Raw genomic sequence first — 20989 nt, 5'->3', positions numbered from 1 at the left:
ACAAGCTAGTAAGAAGTAATTCTTTCCTATGTTCAGAGCAGAAAGGGGTTTATTTATGGATCAGACAAAACAGGTTTTTTCCACAGACTGGGCAGGCCGTAAACTGACGGTTGAAGTCGGACAGCTTGCAAAACAGGCAAGCGGAGCTGCGCTTATCCGCTACGGTGATACCGTGGTATTAAGTACGGCTGTAGGATCAAAAGAGCCAAAACCGCTGGATTTCTTCCCGCTTACCGTTAACTATGAAGAACGTATGTATTCTGTCGGAAAAATTCCGGGAGGATTTATCAAAAGAGAAGGACGTCCAAGTGAGCGTGCTGTATTAACAAGTCGTCTTATTGACCGTCCGATCCGCCCGCTTTTCCCGGACGGATTCCGTAACGATGTTCAGATTATGAGCATGGTCATGAGTGTGGACCAGGACTGCTCATCTGAAATGGCTGCTATGCTCGGATCATCATTATCACTTTGTGTATCCGATATTCCATTCGGTGGTCCGATCGCAGGTGTTATGGTCGGTCTGATTGATGGTGAATTCATCATTAACCCGTCAATTGAACAGCAGAACAAAAGTGAAATGGAACTGATTGTTGCCGGAACAAAGGATGCCATCAACATGGTAGAAGCCGGAGCTTTTGAAGTACCGGAAGAAAAAATGCTTGAGGCGATCATGTTCGGTCATGAAGAGATTAAAAAGCTGATTGCTTTCCAGGAAGAAATTGTCGCTGCATGCGGAAAAGAAAAGCGTGAAATTACGCTTGCTGAGCTGGATGCTGACGTTGTAAGCCGTGTCCATGAAATGGCAGGAGACAAAATGGTTTCCGCTGTTCAAACACAGGAAAAGCATGCACGTGAAGAAGCCATTTCAGCAGTAAAAGAAGAAGTGCTGGCTGTCTTTGAAGCGGAAGAAGCAGAAGAAGCTGTGATCAAGGATGCTAAAAAAGCACTTGATAAGATGGTCAAGGAGGAAGTTCGCCGCCAGATCACCCAGGATAAAATCCGACCTGATGGCAGACGTCCTGATGAGATCCGTCCACTTGCTTCTGAAGTGGGTATGCTTCCTCGTACACACGGTTCAGGCCTTTTCACCCGCGGACAGACTCAGGCAATGAGCATCGCCACGCTTGGTGCTTTAGGCGATGTTCAGATTATTGACGGACTTGGCGTGGAAGAGTCAAAACGCTTTATGCATCATTATAATTTCCCGCTGTTCAGTGTTGGTGAAACAGGTCCGATCAGAGGACCGGGCCGCCGCGAAATCGGTCACGGTGCACTAGGTGAGCGTGCGCTTGAAAAAGTACTGCCAAGTGAAAAGGATTTCCCATATACGATCCGTCTTGTATCAGAAGTACTTGAATCAAACGGTTCAACTTCACAGGCGAGTATATGTGCAAGTACACTAGCCATGATGGACGCAGGGGTTCCTCTTAAAGCGCCGGTTGCCGGAATTGCGATGGGTCTTGTTAAATCAGGTGAGGACTACACCATTCTGACTGATATTCAGGGAATGGAAGACTTCCTTGGAGACATGGACTTTAAAGTAGCTGGAACGGCTAAGGGTGTTACTGCTCTTCAAATGGATATTAAGATTGACGGACTTACAAAGAACATTCTTGAAGAGGCACTGACTCAGGCAAAAGAAGGAAGACTTCACATTCTGAATTCCATGCTTGAAACAATCAGCGAGCCTAGAAAAGAGCTGTCAGAGTATGCACCGAAAATCATCCAGCTTTCTATTAATCCTGATAAGATCCGTGACGTTATCGGACCAAGCGGTAAAACGATCAATAAAATTATCGAGGAAACAGGCGTGAAGATTGATATTGAGCAGGACGGAACAGTCTTCATTGCATCTGCAGATTCAGCGATGAATGAAAAAGCAAAACAGATCATTGAAGACATGGTACGTGAAGCGAAAGTCGGTCAGAACTACCTTGGTAAAGTTAAGCGGATTGAGAAATTCGGTGCTTTCGTTGAAATCTTCAGCGGCAAGGATGGACTCGTTCACATCTCCGAGCTTCAGGAAGAACGTACAAACAAGGTGGAAGACGTATTATCCCTTGGTGACCAGATTGAAGTAAAAGTAACTGAAATCGATAACCAGGGACGTGTAAACCTTTCCCGTAAAGCTGTTTTGAAAGAGCAGAAGGAAAGAGAAGAACAGGCTAAGTCTTAAATCATCTGTTTAGGCAGATGCCATCAGCGGAGAGCATCTGCTTTCCGCTCGGCTTATCAATTTAGAATAAGAGAGCGGGACATAACTCCATCTGAGTTTTGTCCCGCCTTTTTTATGTGCATAATCTGCTAACAAAAAGACTAAATGAGTGAAAAAATCATTCAAAAGTAGTAAAATGCTAACGGAAGTCCATCGTTTAGCCGAATGGCTTAAAACAGGCAGTAAATGATAGTAGGAGATGTTAAATATGATTACTCGTCACACGTGTAAAAACGGTTTGCGTGTGGTTTTTGAACAGATCCCGACCGTCCGCTCTGCAGCGGTAGGCGTCTGGATCGGTACAGGATCGCGTCATGAAAATGAACACAATAATGGGGTGTCCCATTTCCTTGAGCATATGCTTTTTAAAGGAACAAAAGAAAGATCTGCAAGAAAGATCGCAGAAGAATTCGACCGTATTGGCGGGCACGTAAATGCCTTCACTTCTAAAGAATATACATGCTACTATGCCAAAGTGCTCGACAATCATGCAGAGCACGCGCTGGAAGTGCTCGGGGATATGTTTTTTAATTCAGTCTTCGACCCGGCTGAACTTGAAAAAGAAAAAAATGTTGTACTTGAAGAAATCAAAATGTATGAAGATACGCCTGATGATATCGTCCACGACCTTCTTGGTGAAGCCGTATACGGAAACCATCCGCTTGGCTACCCTATTTTAGGAACGGAACAGACGATCCGTTCATTCAGTCAGGACAGCCTGAAGCAATACGTGTACGAAATGTACCGTCCGGAGGATGTTGTCATTTCTGTTGCAGGAAATGTAGATCCTTCATTTATCCAGAAAGTCGAGGCTTTGTTTGGTGATTACCAGTCAAAAGGACAAAATAGAACGGAACCGGCAAAACCTTCCTTTCATTACGAACAGCTGTCAAAGAAAAAAGAAACAGAACAGGCGCACCTTTGCTTCGGCTTTGAAGGACTCCCAATTGGACATGAGGATACGTACAGCCTGATCATCATGAATAATGTGCTAGGTGGCAGCATGTCTTCCCGTCTTTTTCAGGACGTCAGAGAGGATAAAGGACTTGCTTATTCTGTATTCTCATACCACTCTGCCCACAAAGATAACGGCCTTTTAACCGTCTATGCAGGCACGGGTGCAGATCAGCTGGATGAGTTATTTTCAACAGTAAAAACGACACTCGATTCATTCAAAAAGAATGGCATGACAGAGCAGGAGCTTTCTTTTTCAAAAGAACAGCTGAAAGGAAACCTGATGCTCGGGCTTGAGAGCACAAATGCCCGAATGAGCAGAAACGGTAAAAACGAACTCATGCTCGGTCGTCACCGTTCAATGGACGAGTTAATTACCAGAATCGATGAAGTCACACTCGATTCCGTTAACCGCGTCACGCAGCAGGTACTAACAGATCGCCATGCAACATCTATCATTTCACCAAAAGAAATAAAACCATACCAGCACGCTTAACAACATGATACATTTATAAAAAGTAAATGTTGATTTTTAACCTTAGGGTCTGTGGCACCCGAAGACTCCTGTGGCGGTGAACCCCTTGTGCGGAGCACAAGGGGTTCACCGCCCGGCCACGGAAAGCGAAGGGTGCCACAGACCCGCATTATTTACAAAAACCCTTTAGTGACAGACTCCGTTCAGAGTCTGTCACTTTTTATTTCGGGAAATTTTAATTCACGATATTATTATTATGTAAACAAAAGACATGAAATCATCCACAAAACCATAAACTCCACTATACACAAAAGGAGGTTTTCATATGAGACTAAGTGAGCTGTACAGAAAAGAAATTATTCATATCAACCGGGCAGAAAGAATGGGTGTGCTTGGGAATGCCGACCTGGAATTTAACCAGACAACCGGACAAATCGAAAAGATGCTGATTCCTGCAGCAAAAATGAACCCGTTTTCAAGAGTAAAGGAAGAGTATTTCATTCCGTGGAACGATATCACCTCTGTCGGAAAGGAAATGATCTTAATTCAGGAACATGAATCACAGTTAAAAGAGAACATACATAAAATACCTGAGAAAGAAGAATAGTGAAATGAGTGAGCTGGAATGGCAGATGAAAAAAAGGGGTCAGGAATAAACATCGCCGTTATCGGTGGAGATGCAAGACAGAAGATTATTGCGCAGACATTGTGCCAGAAAGGTTTTCATTTATATTTAGCTGGCTTTGATTTACTGGCACTGTCTGAACCGGGATATACAAAATGCACGCTTGATGAACTTCCTTTTCACATGCTGGATGCGATGATCTTTCCAGTAAGCGGGGTCATGTCAAACGGTGAAGTCCGGTCATCCTTTTCAAAGCATAATATTATCCTGGCTGATGAAGACATGGAGAGAGTAAAAAAAGACTGTCTCCTGTTTTCGGGCATCCGGACAGAGTGGCTCGAAAAGCAGCAGCATGAGACAGTCTATATGATGGAGGAAGACGAAGTAGCCATCTTGAACTCCATCCCCACAGCTGAAGGGGTGTTGTGGTTGCTGATCCAGCACACTGAAAAAACCATCCATCAGTCACGGGTACTCATTTCAGGGTTTGGCAGAACAGGAATGACGATCGCAAGGATGCTGAAGGCACTCGGGGCACACGTCTGTGGTACATCTATTTCAAAAGCAGAAAATGCCAGAATGGTTGAGATGGGCATTGAGGTGATTCCGTTTCCTTTATACCGGAATCATTTACCCCATATAGAGACGTGGATCAATACGATACCTACAGACGACATACTTACGATGGATACATTATCCTGCCTTGAGCCAAAATCAACGATCATTGAATTGGCTTCAAATCCATGTCATGAGCAGAAAAAGAATGCTGAGATGCTCGGATTAAATTATATTGAAGCACCGAGTCTGCCGGGAATGGTAGCGCCGAAAACCGCAGGCACCATTCTTGCGGATGCAATCACTGGCAAATTAAAGACGGATGGAGTGTGAAGTATGCTACACGGTAAACGAATCGGCTTTGGTCTCACAGGTTCCCATTGCACGTATCATGCGGTATTGCCTGAAATAAAGAAGTTAAGGGCTCTCGGTGCTGAGGTATACCCGGTTGTCAGTTATACGGTTCAAAAAACCGATACGCGATTTGGAGAAGGTGAGTCGTGGCTGAAGGATATTGAAGAAGCTGCGGGTAGAAAATGCGTCTGTACGATTCCGGAGGCTGAACCGTTCGGGCCGGTTACGCCGCTTGACTGTATGGTCATTGCCCCACTGACTGGGAATTCACTGTCCAAACTTGCCAATGCATTGACCGACTCACCTGTATTAATGGCTGCTAAAGCAACGATGCGTAATACAAAACCGGTTGTCGTTGCCATCTCAACAAATGACGGTCTTGGATTAAACGGTGTAAATATTATGAAGCTCATGGCCGCTAAAAATGTATATTTTGTTCCATTCAGTCAGGATGATCCTATCTCAAAACCAAATTCACTAGTTGCGCATATGAGTGACATTCAATCAACGGTGGAGGCAGCGATTCTTGGAAAACAAATCCAGCCTGTATTAACAATGGCGAATTTAAATAAAAGAGATTGAGAATTGAAAGCGAAAAATGATACAATGTCATGTATGAAAACACATTAGTGCTTTATCTGTCTAACGCATCACAGGATAATAGCAGGAAGGAGCTTTTTCGTGAAAGGTAACGGTTATCATGTAGCAGTAGTCGGAGCAACTGGTGCAGTAGGTACTCAGATGCTATCTATATTAGAGCAACGTCAATTTCCGGTGGAGAAATTAACTTTGCTATCCTCAGCAAGATCTGCTGGTCAAAAGCTTCTTTTTAACGGAGCAGAAGTCACAGTTGAAGAAGCAGCACCCGAGAAGTTTGAAGGGGTGGATATTGCATTATTCTCAGCAGGTGGAAGTGTTTCGAAGGCGTTGGCACCTGAAGCAGCAAAACGCGGTGCCATTGTGATTGACAATACAAGTGCATTCCGAATGGATCCGGAAGTGCCGCTCGTTGTTCCGGAAGTCAATGAATCAGATTTGCATCAGCATAAGGGTATTATTGCTAACCCGAACTGTTCTACAATTCAGATGGTTGTAGCACTTGAGCCGATCAGACAGGCGTATGGACTGAGTAAAGTGTTGGTTTCAACTTATCAGGCCGTTTCAGGTGCAGGAGTGCAGGCGATTACCGAAATGAACGAACAGTCACAGGCAATTCTTAACGGTGAAGAAGTAAAGGCTTCTGTGCTTCCTGTTAAAGGAGCGGATCATCATTATCAGATCGCATTTAATGCGGTACCTCAAATTGATGTATTCGATACGAACGGATACACCTATGAAGAGATGAAAATGATCAACGAAACAAAGAAAATTATGCATATGCCGGAACTTAAAGTTTCAGCTACCTGCGTCAGACTTCCTGTAGAAAATGGTCATTCAGAGTCCGTCTATATAGAAGTAAATGAAAGCGGCAAAAATGTTGCAGATCTGCACGGGCTATTGGAAACAGCACCTGGTGTTGTTCTTCAGGATCGACCTGATGAACAGCTTTACCCGATGCCAAGCACAGCTGCAGGAAAGCTTGACGTATTCGTAGGTCGCGTACGTAAGGATCCTGATGAGGATAACGGTTTCCATATGTGGATTGTCTCTGACAATCTTTTAAAGGGAGCGGCGTGGAATTCTGTACAAATTGCTGAAAGCTTAATCAAACTAAAACTCGTCTAAGTCCCACGCTGCAGAGAGGGGCAGCAGCTTGACCATCATTGTACAGAAATTCGGCGGTACCTCACTCACGACAGCGGAAAAAAGAAATTTAGCCGCTATACAGGTTGAAAAGGCAGTAAAGAGTGGAAAGAAAGTAGTAGCGGTAGTCTCTGCAATGGGAAGACATGGCGATCCATACGCAACAGATTCACTGCTTTCCCTTATTGACAGTCCCGATAGTATGCCTGATCAGCACCAGGCACTCCTGCTTTCATGCGGAGAGACGATCTCAGCGGCTGTTTTTTCCTCAGTGCTGCATGAGATTGGTTTAAAGGCGTCTGTTATTACGGGCAGAGAAGCGGGGATTCATACTGACCGGGTGCTGAATGCCTCGATTACGAAAGTAAATCCTGAACCGATTTTAAAGGAATTTGCATCTTCTCAAGTAGTGGTATTAACCGGTTTTCAAGGTATGTCACCATTTGGCGAGGTTTCAACCCTTGGAAGAGGGGGCAGTGATGCGACAGCATGTGCGATCGCAGCAGCCCTTGATGCAGAGGCGTGCCAGTTGTTTACAGATGTTGAAGGGATCATGAGCGGTGATCCTTCGGTCATCTATAATACATCCATTGTTGACAGGATTTCTTATGATGAAGCCTGTCATATTGCTTACCAGGGAGCTAAAGTGATTCATCCGAAGGCAATCGAATGGGCCAGATCGAACAAGGTTCCATTATGGACAGGGGCATTGGATGGTGAGAGCGGAACCTGGATTACAGAACGCCATCAAAATGGTGGTCCGATTCAATCCGTGACAGCTGTCAATCACCTTGTACAGGTCATCGTTAATTCACAGGATTGTGATCGTGTGTTTACGAGGGTTGCCCAGGCTGAGATCAGTATCGATTTAATTTCCATACAGCCTAACGAAGTCAAGTTTACCGTGGATAAAGCTGATGCATTTAAATTAAAAGAGATTCTGCTGCGTGCAGGTTTTCCATACACGTTTAAAGAAAATGTATCAAAAATTGCGCTGATAGGTGAAAGGATGGCCGGTAAACCCGGGATTACGTCATCCATCGTCAGCCTATTAACGAAGCATGATATTAAGATATGGCAGACAGCAGACAGTCATATGACGTTTTGGATTTTGACTGATCAGCATTCTTCTGCCGCAGCACAGCAGCTATTGCATTATTTTTTTATTGAATCAGGTGCAGAAGATTTATCTAATGCATAAAACGTCAGGCTGGTTGCCTTACAGGTCTGTCCTGATAGTAAGGAATGAAAAACAGGAGTGAATACAATGAATTTTGGGCGAGTCTCAACTGCAATGACTACACCTTTTGATGAGCATAACAAGGTCGATTACGGCCGTGTGGAGCAGCTTGTCAATTATTTAATTGATCACGGGTCAGACTCGTTGGTTGTGGCCGGAACAACAGGTGAATCTCCAACGCTGACCTTCGATGAAAAAGTGGAACTGTTCAAGTTCGTCGTAAAAACAGCTGATAAAAGGGTGCCTGTTATCGCAGGGACAGGAAGTAATACGACTGAAGGAACCATTGCCCTGTCAAAAGCAGCAAGGGATGCAGGAGCAGATGCGTTGATGCTGGTGGCACCTTATTATAATAAACCAAGTCAGGAAGGGCTTTACCGTCACTTTGAAGCCGTCACTAAAGAAGTAAGTCTACCGGTTATGATCTATAACATCCCGGGACGTTCGGCTGTAAATATTGAGGCGGATACGATTATTCGCCTTTCTAAATTGCCGACTATTGTTGCGGTAAAAGAAGCAAGCGGTGATCTGGATCAGATGACGGAAATCATTGCCGGTACAGATGATGATTTTCTTGTTTACAGTGGTGATGATGGACTGACACTTCCGCTTTTATCCGTTGGCGGTTACGGCGTTGTATCCGTAACCTCACACGTTGCAGGGGTGGAAATGCAGGAGATGATCGCTGATTTTCTAAAGGGTGACCTGAAAAAGGCGGCTGTCATGCACCAGCGTCTGCTTCCTTTAACAAGAGCTCTGTTTGCCCAGCCGAGTCCTGCTCCGGTCAAAGAAGCTTTAAACCGCCAGGGAATTCTTTGTGGTGGCGTTCGCCTCCCGCTTGTTGTCTTAAATGACAGCGAGAAAGATTTCCTCTATGAAGCGCTCGATCAGTTCAGTAGATAAGCATGAGAATGCCTTTTTATGAAAAAAGTCTTCTTCGTTTATGAAGGAGGCTTTTTTCTCTTTGCATAATGATCGGTTATGTTGTTAAAATCTTCTCTGAACAATCAGAATATGTATAGCATTTTATATAAAATATGCTTATTCCATCCAGTATATTCGTGATAAATACATGTACAGGCTGACTATTCTCAAGTATAATGAATTCAGCTGCTTAAATGGGAACGGAATTATATATATAGGAGGAAACAGGTTTGTCTAAAGTAACCAATGAAAAAATAAAGATCATTCCACTCGGAGGGGTTGGAGAGATCGGTAAAAACATGTACGTGATTGAAGTGGATGACGACATGTTTATTATTGATTCAGGGCTGATGTTCCCTGAGGATGAAATGTTCGGGATTGATATCGTCATTCCAGATTTTAATTATATTGAAGCAAATAAAGAGCGGGTAAAGGCCATCTTTTTAACGCATGGTCATGATGATTCAATCGGATCGCTACCGTATCTTCTTGAAAAAATAAAAGTGCCTGTATATGGCTCAAAGCTGACAGTAGCACTTGCTAAAGCCGGCTTAAAAGAATACGGCTTTAAAGAACGTGTTAAATTTTATACCGTCCATGAAAAGAGCAATATGAAATTCGATTCTGTGAATGTAACGTTTTTCCAGACGACTCACAGTATCCCTGATTCCCTTGGTATTGCGATACATACGTCTGAAGGGGCGATTGTTCATACTGGTGAATTTAAGTTTGATCAGTCTGCCAGAGGCGGATATGCATCAAATATCGGGAAAATGGCAAAGCTTGGTGAAAAGGGTGTATTTGCGCTCCTATCCGACAGTACTGAAGCGGAGCGTCCTGGTCATACAACGTCAGAATCAGTCGTTGAAAATCAGATTCAGACAAGCTTCAGAAAAGCAAAAGGCCGAGTGATTGTGACGTGTTACGCATCCAATCTGATCCGGATCCAGCAGGTCTTTGATGTGGCAAGCCGCACAGGACGTAAAGTAGCTGTGATCGGAGAAGCGGTCGAAAGAGTTGTGAACGTGGCATCAAGACTTGAGTATCTGACTTATGAGGAAGATACACGTATTCAGCCGGATGAAATCAGCCAGTATCAGGATGATGAGATCGTGATTATCCTTTCCGGAACCCATGATGAGCCATTTAAAGTCATGCAGAGCATGGCGAATCAGACACATGACTTTGTCAATATCCAGGAGGGCGATACCGTTCTTATTACGTTTACACCTTCACCTGGTATGGAGGTATATTTATACCGCTCGGTTAATGAGATGACCAAAGCGGGTGCCACCGTTTTGACGGCAAGTAAAAATGTGCATGTATCAGGACATGGCAGCCAGGAAGATCTGAAGATGATGATCAATCTGATGAAGCCGCGCTATTTCATTCCGATTCAGGGTGAATACCGCCATCTGATTACACACGCAAGACTTGCAGAGGAGATGGGGATTCCACGCTCCAACATCTTTATTGCTGATAAGGGTGATATCGTTGAATACGCTGCAGGTAAAATGAAAATGAGCGGCCGCGTGCAGACAGGAAATATCCTCATTGATGGAAAAGGTGTAGGTGACGTTGGTAACATCGTACTTCGTGACCGCAGACTGCTTTCCCAGGATGGCGTCCTGCTCGTTGTTGTCACATTAAATCGTAAAAATAAATCCATTGCAGCTGGTCCTGAAGTCATTTCCCGTGGATTTGTATACGTGCGGGAGTCTGAAAAGCTTATGGAGGAGTCAGTATCCGTTGTTCGGAATATTGTAGAGAAAAATGTTGAGAACAGAACATTTGACTGGTCAGGCATTAAACAGGAAATCCGTGATTCGCTTAATCACCTGCTCTACACAAAAACAAAAAGACGACCAATGATTTTACCAATTATCATGGAAGTATAATAAACAGCTTTTGCAAGCCGGATGTCAGCAGTCAAAATGCGGTCCGGCTTGTATTGATTTTTTACAGCGTTATGTTTGCTTTGAAATAAGTAAACACGTAAGCAACGCATAAACCGTCTTGTTGCGGTCCGCGCGATGATAAAAAGAGTCTGGAACACCTCCAATTTAGAGTGTTGTCCCAGCCTCTTTATTTGTTCAATCTGAAAGAAGGTGAATCGTATGCCGGCAGCTAAAAAAAGAACAGCCGCAAAAAAAACGACAAGAAAAAAGAAAAAGGCCGGACAAAAATTCACGGCACCCCTGACATATGAATTAACAGGAATTGTCCTGATCACGTTATCCATTATGTCGATTTTTCAATATGGCATGGTGGGAAACTGGCTGACGATTGCTTTCACTTACCTGCTCGGTAATTTTCAGCTGATCATTCCGGTTTCAATCATCATTTTAGGTGTTTATCTGATGATCTACCGCAAAACCCCGCCAGTTTTACATAAGAGGCTGACAGGTGCGCTATTGATCCTGTTAAGTATCTTCCTGTTCAGTCATGTTCTGATGTTTGATCAGCGGGCTGCAGACGGTCTCTTAACGAGCAGAAGTGCACTCATTCAAACACATGAAGTGTTAACGAGTGATTTTACAATGAATCCGGGTGCAGGTATGTTTGGCGCCCTGCTATACTCTGTTTTCCACCTGTTATTTGCATCAGCCGGTTCCAAGGTAGCAGCGATCGCCATGTTTATGATTGGTGCGATTATGCTATCTGGAAAATCAGTTGGTGAAGTGGTGAAAATGGCCATGCGATGGGTATATGACCAAATCAATGAAATGAAGAACCAGGCTGGTGAGCAGTGGAAGGAAAGAAAAGAAGAAAAGAAAAAACAGCGTAAGGAAGAACAAATTGCGCGGAGAAGCGGGAAAAAACCGGATGAACCGCCTAAAGTTGAGGATCCCCTTGATCAGCAGGATGAAGAGAGATCATTTGAGCCGCTTATTTCAAGTTTTGCTGAGAAAGCTTCGATACGGGCAGTGCCTGAAAAGAAACCGGAACCGGTTAAAAAGCCTGAGCCGAAGGCAGAAGCTGTGGATGAACTGGAAGAACAGGACTTCGACGTTGTGTCCGGAGGTGTGGCAGCTGTTGAAAATAAGGAATACGTTCTCCCTTCCATTGATCTGTTGTCACTGCCCCCGCATGCGGACCAGAGCAGCGAATATAAAGCGATACAGAAAAATGCCTCCAAGCTTGAAAAAACGTTCCAAAGCTTTGGCGTGAGAGCAAAGGTAACGCAGGTGCATTTAGGCCCGGCAGTAACGAAATATGAAGTTCACCCTGATACAGGCGTGAAGGTCAGCAAAATTGTAAACCTGAGTGACGATCTTGCACTTGCCCTCGCTGCAAAGGATATACGGATTGAAGCACCAATTCCAGGAAAGTCAGCGATCGGAATTGAAGTGCCGAATTCAGAGGTAGCGATGGTTTCGCTCAGAGAAGTACTGGAAGCGCAAAAAAAGGAAAAAGAAAATGCCAAGCTGCTGATCGGCCTCGGAAGAGACATCACCGGGGAGGCGGTGGCGGCTGAATTAAATAAAATGCCCCACCTTCTCGTGGCGGGGGCAACAGGCAGCGGGAAGAGTGTATGTATTAACGGAATTATCGTATCCATTCTTATGCGAACGAAACCTCATGAAGTTAAACTCATGATGATCGATCCGAAAATGGTGGAGCTGAATGTCTATAACGGCGTACCTCATTTGCTCGCACCTGTTGTCACGGATGCGAGGAAAGCTTCCCAGGCCTTAAAGAAAGTAGTCAGTGAAATGGAACGCAGATATGATCTGTTTTCCCATACAGGGACAAGGAATATTGAAGGATACAATGAACACATAAGGAAACATAATGACTCACAGGACGCAAAACAGCCTCAGCTGCCATACATCGTGGTGATCGTAGACGAGCTTGCCGACTTAATGATGGTCGCATCCAATGATGTGGAGGATTCCATAACAAGACTTGCTCAAATGGCCCGTGCAGCAGGTATTCATTTGATTATTGCCACTCAAAGACCATCAGTAGATGTTATCACGGGCGTTATTAAAGCCAATATTCCATCAAGAATTGCTTTTGCTGTTTCATCACAGATTGATTCGAGAACCATCCTTGATACCGGTGGAGCAGAAAAATTACTGGGACGCGGTGACATGCTTTTCATGCCAATCGGAGCCAATAAACCGGTCAGGGTGCAGGGTGCCTTTCTTAGTGATGAAGAAGTAGAAACCGTCGTAAATGCTGTGATTGAACAGCAAAAGGCGCAATATCAGGAAGAAATGATTCCGGATGAAGTGGAGGAAACCTCAACAGCTGATATAGAAGATGATCTGTTCGATGAAGCAGTTGATCTCGTCGTCGAAATGCAGACAGCGTCAGTATCCATGCTTCAAAGGAGATTCAGAGTAGGCTATACGAGAGCAGCCAGACTCATTGACGCCATGGAGCAAAGGGGAATCGTTGGACCTTATGAGGGCAGTAAACCCCGAACAGTATTAAAGTCCAAACAGGCTGAAGAACATCATTAAATCAATATATTGAAAAGAGGACAACTCAATTCAGAGTTGTCCTCTTTTTAGTGATAAAAGAACCATGCAACACGAAGTAAAACGATGTCAAATACATACATAATCCAACAAGAAAAAATAATTTTAGTCATTTGATGTCTGACCTATATACAAGTTATCAACAATTACGTTATACTATTGATATCGCTTACAACCTTCAGACTTATGAAAATTTTGCTTGATTATTGTTAAAATTTGTATTATGTAAAGGGATTCATTCACACTAAAGAGGAACTTCTGTAATATTAGTCATTTAATTGTAAATAGATTGAAAGAATTTTAGAGAAAACTCAATAATAGTATTCCTTTTCAAAAAGAAAAGTGTTATAGTATTTTCGATTAGTAGGAATGAAATACATCAGAGGTCTGATGTCGAAAGAGTTGGTGGTGTACCGTATGACTATTAAATCAGATAATCGTCATCTTTACCTTCAGGTGATAGACCGCCTGAAAAAAGATATCGATAAAGGCGTATATAAAGAGAAAGAACGCCTTCCTTCAGAGTTTGAACTTTCAAGGCAGCTTGGCATCAGCAGAGCTACCTTAAGAGAGGCTCTGAGAATTCTGGAAGAGGAAAATCGAATTGTACGGCGCCATGGAGTAGGTACTTTTGTTAATTCCAAGCCACTGTTTTCATCCGGTATCGAGCAGCTATACAGTGTAACGGATATGATTAAACAGGCAGGAATGGAACCGGGCACGGTTTTTCTCAGTTCTACATCACAGGGTCCGACCGACGAAGATCTTCTTCGTTTCTCCTGTACACCTGATGACGAAATGACAGTCATCGAGCGTGTGCGGACGGCTAACGGGGATCCAGTTGTGTATTGTGTGGACAAAGTACCATCTAATCTGATGCCAGCTTCATTCACACATGAGGACCGGTCCATGTTTTCATTGCTAGAGGAGAACGGCGGATTATACATATCTTATGCGGTAACGCATATTGAACCCGCCGGATACAACGACAAAGTGTCGCCGATACTAGGGTGTGAGCCCGAAACTGCACTGCTGGTTTTAAAGCAGCTGCACTATGACGATAAGGATCAGCCGATTTTATATTCACTGAATTATTTCAAGGCTGACCGATTTAGCTTTCATGTAGTTCGTAAGCGTGTTTAATGCATTTTTTGCATTCCTACTAATACACGAAAAAACCTTAGGGGGTAATTGAAAGTGAAAAAACGTAAATTTGGTATGGCTCTGTCTATGTTCCTGGCAGCAGGTACAGTATTGGCGGCTTGTGGAAGCGATGAAGCTGAAACAGGCAACGAAGGCGGTAACGGCAGCGGCGGAGAAGCAGAAACAAGCGAATTCTCTGTTGCAATGGTAACAGATACTGGCGGTGTTGATGACAAATCATTTAACCAGTCAGCATGGGAAGGTCTTCAGGCTTTCGGTGCAGACAACGGTCTTGAAGAAGGTACGGGTGGTTACACTTACTTCCAGTCAAACAATGACGCTGACTATGTAACAAACATGAATACAGCTGTACGTAATGACTTTGATCTTGTATTCGGTGTAGGGTTCCTTCTAACTGAAGCGATTCAGCAGGTTGCGGCTCAGCAGACTGATACAAACTTTGCGATTATTGACTCAGTGGCTGAAGGCGACAATGTTGCTTCAATCACGTTCAAAGAGCATGAAGGTTCATTCCTTGTAGGTGTTGCAGCGGGTCTTACAACTGAATCAAACAAAATCGGATTTGTAGGCGGAGTTGAATCTGACCTGATCAACAAATTCGCAGCTGGTTTTAAAGCTGGTGTTGAAGCAGTTAACCCTGATGCTGAAGTAACAATTGAATTTGCAGGAGACTTTAACAATGCATCACGCGGTCAGCAGATGGCTGCAGCAATGTACGGTTCCGGCGTTGACGTTATTTATCACGCAGCAGGCGGAACAGGAAACGGTGTATTCACAGAAGCGAAAAACCTGAAAGAGCAGGATCCTGATCGTGCTGTTTGGGTAATCGGAGTTGACCGTGACCAGTATGAAGAAGGTCAGGTCGGTGATAACAACGTAACACTTACTTCAATGGTTAAGCGTGTAGACGTAGCTGTTCAGGACGTTTCAAAGCGTGCGATGGATGGTGACTTCCCAGGAGGAGAAATCATTGAGTACGGTATTCAGGAAGAAGGAATTGCAATTGCTGAATCTCAGGACAACTTGACTCAGGAAATCCTTGACACAATTGCTGATTACCAGCAGCAGATCGTTGATGGTGAAATCGAAGTACCTTCAACACTTGAGTAAGACAAAAGCATAGGGGAATGGAGGGCTGCCTGAGTGCGGCCTGAAATTCCCCTTTTTTTATGCAAGAATGTTAACTGAATAAGGAGAATTTTCCCTTTATTCATTTAGCATTTTTCCAAATGTTCGGAGAGGTCGGACCTCATTCAACCTACCTCCCTTGATAAAGAAGGAGTGATAACGGATGGATTACGTAGTTGAAATGTTGAACATCCGCAAAGAGTTCCCTGGCATTGTAGCAAACGATAACATCACGCTGCAGTTGAAAAAAGGCGAAATTCATGCGCTGCTGGGAGAAAACGGAGCAGGAAAATCTACACTGATGAACGTTCTTTTTGGACTCTACCAGCCCGAAAAAGGGGAAATTAAAGTAAAAGGCAAGACGGTTAAAATCACGAGCCCGAATATTGCCAATGACCTTGGAATCGGAATGGTGCACCAGCACTTTATGCTTGTGGATACTTTTACGGTTACAGAAAATATTGTACTGGGACTCGAGCCGAAAAAAGGTTTAAACATTGATATGAAAAAAGCGGAAAAGGATGTACAGGAGATTTCTGACCGATATGGCCTGAAGGTGGATCCAAAAGCTAAGATTGCTGATATTTCAGTCGGAATGCAGCAGCGTGTAGAGATCCTGAAAACACTATACCGCGGAGCAGAAATGCTGATTTTTGATGAGCCTACGGCGGTTTTAACACCTCAGGAAATCAAAGAACTGACTCAGATTTTCCGTACACTGATCAAGGAAGGTAAATCAATTATCCTGATCACCCACAAACTGAAAGAAATCATAGAAGTTTGTGACCGTGTAACGGTGATCCGTAAAGGTGTCGGAATCGAGACGCTTGATGTGGAAGGAACGACACCTACGCAGCTTGCAAGTCTGATGGTTGGACGTGAAGTACTGTTTAAAACAGACAAAAAGCCTGCTGTGCCAAAAGATACAGTGCTTGAAATTTCAAAGCTGAATGTTAAGGATTCAAGAGGGGTGGATGCAGTCCGCAACCTTGATTTAACAGTGCGCAGCGGTGAGATTGTTGGAATTGCCGGTGTTGATGGCAATGGTCAGTCTGAACTGATTGAAGCCATTACGGGACTGAAAAAGATCCAATCCGGGTCAGTAAAGCTGAACGGCAAGGAAATCTCAAAATATAAGACACGTAAAATCACAGAAGCAGGGGTTGGACATATACCGCAGGACCGCCATAAGCATGGTCTCGTTCTGGACTTCCCGATCGGAGATAATATGGTTCTCCAAACCTATTATTCTAAGCCATACTCTAAATATAGTGTGTTAAATAATAAGGAAATTAACAAACAGGCTAAAAAGCTGATACAGGAGTTTGACGTAAGAACGCCTTCTGAAACAACGCCAGCGAGAGCATTGTCAGGCGGAAATCAGCAAAAAGCAATTATCGGGCGTGAAGTCGACCGTGATCCGGATCTGCTGATTGCAGCCCAGCCGACACGGGGGCTTGATGTTGGGGCGATTGAGTTTATTCATAAGCGTCTTATTGAACAGCGGGATAACGGTAAAGCCGTTCTGCTCATTTCTTTTGAGCTTGAGGAGATCCTGAATGTAAGTGACCGCATTGCAGTTATTTATGAAGGAAATATTATTGCGATCGTTGATCCAAAAGAAACAACAGAGCAGGAACTCGGACTGCTGATGGCCGGCTCTAAAAAGAAAGTAGGTGCAGAATAGCATGTTCGAACGTTTCAGTCGCTTTCAGAAAATATTAATCCCACTGATTTCAGTCGTTCTCGGATTAATAGTGGGTGCCATTATCATGCTTGTATCCGGTTTTAATCCGATTCAGGGTTATGCTGCACTGTTGAAAGGCTCTCTTGGTGAGAGTTTCTACATTGGAGAAACCATCCGTCAAATAACCCCTTATATTTTTGCCGGACTTGCGGTTGCTTTTGCATTCCGTACCGGACTGTTCAATATCGGGGTTGAAGGCCAGCTTCTTGTAGGATGGGTGGCTTCTGTCTGGGTAGGTCTGGCATTTGATCTTCCTAAGATAATCCACCTCCCGATGGCGATTTTAGCAGGTGCATTAGCAGGTGCGCTGTGGGCATTTATCCCGGGTATTTTAAAAGCGAGATTACGTGTTCACGAAGTAATTGTGACGATTATGATGAACTATATCGCGCTTCACTTCTGTAATTACCTGATCCGTTTTGTTATTTCTGATGAACAGAATACGACTGATCGTGTACCGGAATCTGCTTCACTTAAATCACCGTTTTTTGAGACTTTAACGGAATTTTCCACTATGCATTATGGAATTTTTCTGGCACTTGCTGCCGTTATTATTTATTACATCATTCTTGAAAGAACAACGACAGGATTCGAACTGCGCTCTGTAGGCTTTAACCAGAATGCATCGGAATATGCCGGAATGAATGTAAATAGAAATATCGTTCTTTCCATGCTGATCTCGGGTGCTTTTGCAGGTCTTGGAGGAGCAATGGAGGGACTTGGAACGTTCGGTTACGGTTTTATCCACGGCGCTTTCTCAGGTGTTGGATTTGACGGAATCGCAGTAGCGCTTCTTGGTGGAAACGTAGCCTTAGGTATCGTTTTCGCAGCTGCACTATTTGGCATTTTGAAGCAGGGGGCGCTTATTATGCCGCTTGAATCAGGTGTTCCGACAGAGCTTGTTGAGATTGTCATTGCGATTATTATTTTCTTCGTTGCTTCAAGCTACATTATTGCTTATTTACTCCAGCGCTTAAAAAAGGGGGCGAAATAAATGAGTTTCTTAACAGCACTTGATATTTTAGTTCAATCAATGCTGCTTGCATCTGCCCCGTTAATTTTTACAGCGCTTGGCGGAGTGTTTTCAGAACGTTCCGGAGTTGTTAATATCGGGTTGGAAGGGTTAATGGTGATCGGTGCTTTTTCAGCCGTTGTCTTTAACATTACATTTGCAAGTTCATTAGGCGACGCAACACCATGGGTTTCCCTGCTTGTAGCGATGGCTGTCGGCGGAGTCTTCTCACTTATTCATGCCGTTGCTTCGATCTCATTCAGAGCGGACCACGTAGTAAGTGGTGTAGCGATTAACTTTTTGGCATTGGGCCTTGGTGTTTATTTAGTTAAGGATTGGTATGGCGCAGGACAGACGCCTCAGATTCCGGAGTCTTTCAGCTATTACAGAATTCCGTTCCTTTATGATATTCCGGTTATCGGACCTATTTTCTTTGATAACTTTATTACATCTTATATTGCGATCTTTGTGGCGATTATTGCCTGGTATGTGTTGTTTAAAACACCATTTGGTTTAAGGCTGCGTTCAGTAGGTGAGCATCCGCTTGCTGCTGATACGATGGGGATTAACGTTTACAAAATGAGATATACAGCCGTTATCATTTCAGGGGTTCTTGGTGGACTTGGTGGTGGTGTATATGCGCTGACGATTTCACAAATATTCAGCGCCGGAACGATTACCGGTCAGGGCTTTATTGCCTTAGCGGCGGTTATTTTCGGTAAGTGGCATCCGCTTGGTGCAATGGGAGCAGCAATGTTCTTTGGACTTGCACAGAGTCTTGCGATTATCGGTTCAAGCTTCCCGCTTCTTGCCGATGTCCCTAACTGGGTCCTTCTTGCTGCACCTTACGCACTGACAATTCTTGCGCTTGCAGGGTTTATCGGGCGCGCAGATGCACCAAAAGCAATTGGAACACCTTATATTAAAGGTAAACGATAAGAAAAAAGGCAGGGTGAGCATTATGATCATCCTGCTTTTTTCTATATTCATTCCTTCATGCTTGTTGCATGGAGCCGGATGAATGTATAGTGGGGTTAGAGAATATGAATACTGAAAAAGAATCATGACATTTGCCGGGAGGAATTGAGATGAAGATTAACCAGACGGTAAGCAGACAGCAGGGGTTAAGCTTGAGAATTGTTCAGACGAAAAAATTCAAAACAAACCAGTTTGTTTTCAAATTCAGGTCACGTTTAAATGAAAATGACGTAACCGCGAGAGCGCTAATACCGTATATTTTGCAGAGCAGTACAAAAAAATGGCCGACGACTGCTGACTTCAGGTCGCACCTTGATGAACTTTATGGCGCTGGTGCCTCTGTAGACGTTAACAAAAAGGGAGAATACCACATTCTTTCGTTTGCGGTGGATATTCCGAATGAACGATATTTGAAAGATCCGACTCCTCTGGCAAAAGAAGCGCTGAATGTGCTAAAGGAAATGCTTTTTAACCCTTTACTTGAAGGGGATTCATTCAGTCCAAAAGTCATTGAGCAGGAAAAACGGACGCTTAAGCAAAAACTGCAGGCGTTGAAGGATGACAAAATGCGGTATGCTTCACAGCGTCTTGTTGAGGAAATGTGCAAAGGGGAAGCGTATGCCCTTCACCCGAACGGCAGTGAAGAAAAGTTAAATCAGGTAACAGCAGAGGAACTGTATAAGGCGTACAGAAACATGATTGAAAAAGATACAGTCGACCTATATGTAGTAGGTGACGTTGACTCAGAAGCGATTACATCGTATTGCCAAAAAGAATTCCATTTTCCAGAGCGGGAACCTGTCACAAAGCCTGACGTAAAAAGCATAAATACAACAGACGCAAAAGAAGTGGTGGAGTCTCAAAAAATCAAACAGGGTAAGTTAAATATTGGTTACAGAACAAATATCGTGTACGGGGATGACGATTACATACCGCTCACTGTCATGAATGGACTGTTCGGAGGATTTCCGCATTCCAAGCTGTTCTTAAACGTGCGGGAAAAAGAAAGTCTTGCCTATTACGCAGCGAGCAGAGTTGAAAGTCACAAAGGCCTCGTCGTGGTGATGTCAGGAGTTGAACCCGCCAAGGTGGAGCGGGCTGCGCTTATTATTGAAGAGCAGCTGCAGGCAATCCAAAATGGTGAGGTCTCAGAAAACGAACTGAACCAGACGAAGGCGGTTCTTAAAAACCAGATGCTTGAAACGCTTGATGCTTCACGGGGAATTGTTGAGGTTTTATATCAGGGTGAAGTGGCTGATGCACCGGTAGACATTGACCGCTGGTTTGAAAAAGTGGATGCCGTAACAGCAGATCATGTGATTGCGGCGGCAAAAAAGCTGAAGAAGGATACAACCTATATTTTGACGTCAGGAGAGGAATGAGCC

The 20989-nt window shown here is 43.9% G+C and carries 16 protein-coding genes; all 16 read left to right on the top strand.

The window, feature by feature from the left end:
* Positions 1-55 precede the first annotated feature (55 nt).
* The 16 genes from pnp to yfmF all read left to right on the top strand — a co-directional run bounded on the left by pnp (position 56) and on the right by yfmF (position 20986).
* Positions 56-2176, top strand: coding sequence for a polyribonucleotide nucleotidyltransferase (gene pnp / locus E2491_RS01285; RefSeq protein WP_134371746.1), 2121 nt, complete (start codon positions 56-58; stop codon positions 2174-2176).
* Between the two features lie 247 nt (positions 2177-2423).
* Entirely contained in the window at positions 2424-3665 is a 1242-nt protein-coding gene (locus E2491_RS01280; protein WP_134371744.1) for a M16 family metallopeptidase, read from the top strand.
* 304 nt (positions 3666-3969) lie between these two features.
* A complete protein-coding gene (locus tag E2491_RS01275; RefSeq protein ID WP_134371742.1) occupies positions 3970-4251 on the top strand; it encodes a YlmC/YmxH family sporulation protein in 282 nt (93 codons plus the stop codon).
* Between the two features lie 18 nt (positions 4252-4269).
* On the top strand, positions 4270-5157 hold the full coding sequence (gene dpsA, locus E2491_RS01270) for a dipicolinate synthase subunit DpsA (RefSeq protein WP_134371740.1): 888 nt from the start codon (positions 4270-4272) through the stop codon (positions 5155-5157).
* A 3-nt stretch (positions 5158-5160) separates the two neighbouring features.
* Positions 5161-5760 carry a dipicolinate synthase subunit B gene (locus E2491_RS01265; protein ID WP_134371738.1) on the top strand — a complete coding sequence of 200 codons (600 nt, stop codon included), beginning with the start codon at positions 5161-5163 and terminating at the stop codon, positions 5758-5760.
* A 99-nt stretch (positions 5761-5859) separates the two neighbouring features.
* Positions 5860-6903: an aspartate-semialdehyde dehydrogenase gene (locus E2491_RS01260; RefSeq protein ID WP_134371736.1), complete on the top strand. Its 1044-nt coding sequence runs from the start codon at positions 5860-5862 to the stop codon at positions 6901-6903.
* A gap of 28 nt (positions 6904-6931) precedes the next feature.
* Positions 6932-8122, top strand: coding sequence for an aspartate kinase (locus tag E2491_RS01255; RefSeq protein ID WP_134371734.1), 1191 nt, complete (start codon positions 6932-6934; stop codon positions 8120-8122).
* Positions 8123-8188: 66 nt separating this feature from the next.
* Positions 8189-9064: a 4-hydroxy-tetrahydrodipicolinate synthase gene (gene dapA / locus E2491_RS01250; protein ID WP_134371732.1), complete on the top strand. Its 876-nt coding sequence runs from the start codon at positions 8189-8191 to the stop codon at positions 9062-9064.
* 251 nt (positions 9065-9315) lie between these two features.
* A complete protein-coding gene (locus E2491_RS01245; protein ID WP_134371730.1) occupies positions 9316-10983 on the top strand; it encodes a ribonuclease J in 1668 nt (555 codons plus the stop codon).
* A 219-nt stretch (positions 10984-11202) separates the two neighbouring features.
* The gene (locus E2491_RS01240) at positions 11203-13557 is read left to right on the top strand and encodes an FtsK/SpoIIIE family DNA translocase (protein WP_134371728.1); all 2355 of its coding nucleotides are present in this window, start codon (positions 11203-11205) and stop codon (positions 13555-13557) included.
* Between the two features lie 435 nt (positions 13558-13992).
* Complete coding sequence (locus E2491_RS01235) at positions 13993-14718, top strand: GntR family transcriptional regulator (protein WP_134371726.1); 726 nt, start codon at positions 13993-13995, stop codon at positions 14716-14718.
* A 54-nt stretch (positions 14719-14772) separates the two neighbouring features.
* Positions 14773-15849 (top strand): BMP family lipoprotein, encoded by a 1077-nt coding sequence (locus E2491_RS01230; RefSeq protein ID WP_134371724.1) that lies wholly within the window; start codon positions 14773-14775, stop codon positions 15847-15849.
* 181 nt (positions 15850-16030) lie between these two features.
* On the top strand, positions 16031-17554 hold the full coding sequence (locus E2491_RS01225) for an ABC transporter ATP-binding protein (protein WP_134371722.1): 1524 nt from the start codon (positions 16031-16033) through the stop codon (positions 17552-17554).
* A gap of 1 nt (position 17555) precedes the next feature.
* A complete protein-coding gene (locus tag E2491_RS01220) occupies positions 17556-18608 on the top strand; it encodes an ABC transporter permease (protein WP_134371720.1) in 1053 nt (350 codons plus the stop codon).
* The gene (locus E2491_RS01215) at positions 18609-19565 is read left to right on the top strand and encodes an ABC transporter permease (protein WP_134371718.1); all 957 of its coding nucleotides are present in this window, start codon (positions 18609-18611) and stop codon (positions 19563-19565) included. It begins immediately after the preceding gene.
* A gap of 149 nt (positions 19566-19714) precedes the next feature.
* On the top strand, positions 19715-20986 hold the full coding sequence (gene yfmF, locus E2491_RS01210; protein WP_134371716.1) for an EF-P 5-aminopentanol modification-associated protein YfmF: 1272 nt from the start codon (positions 19715-19717) through the stop codon (positions 20984-20986).
* Positions 20987-20989 lie beyond the last annotated feature (3 nt).

The organism is Jeotgalibacillus sp. R-1-5s-1, assembly GCF_004405105.1.
GTDB lineage: Bacteria > Bacillota > Bacilli > Bacillales > Jeotgalibacillaceae > Jeotgalibacillus.
Note: the sequence above shows the minus strand (reverse complement) of the source record. Positions and strands in the feature narration are given on the sequence as shown.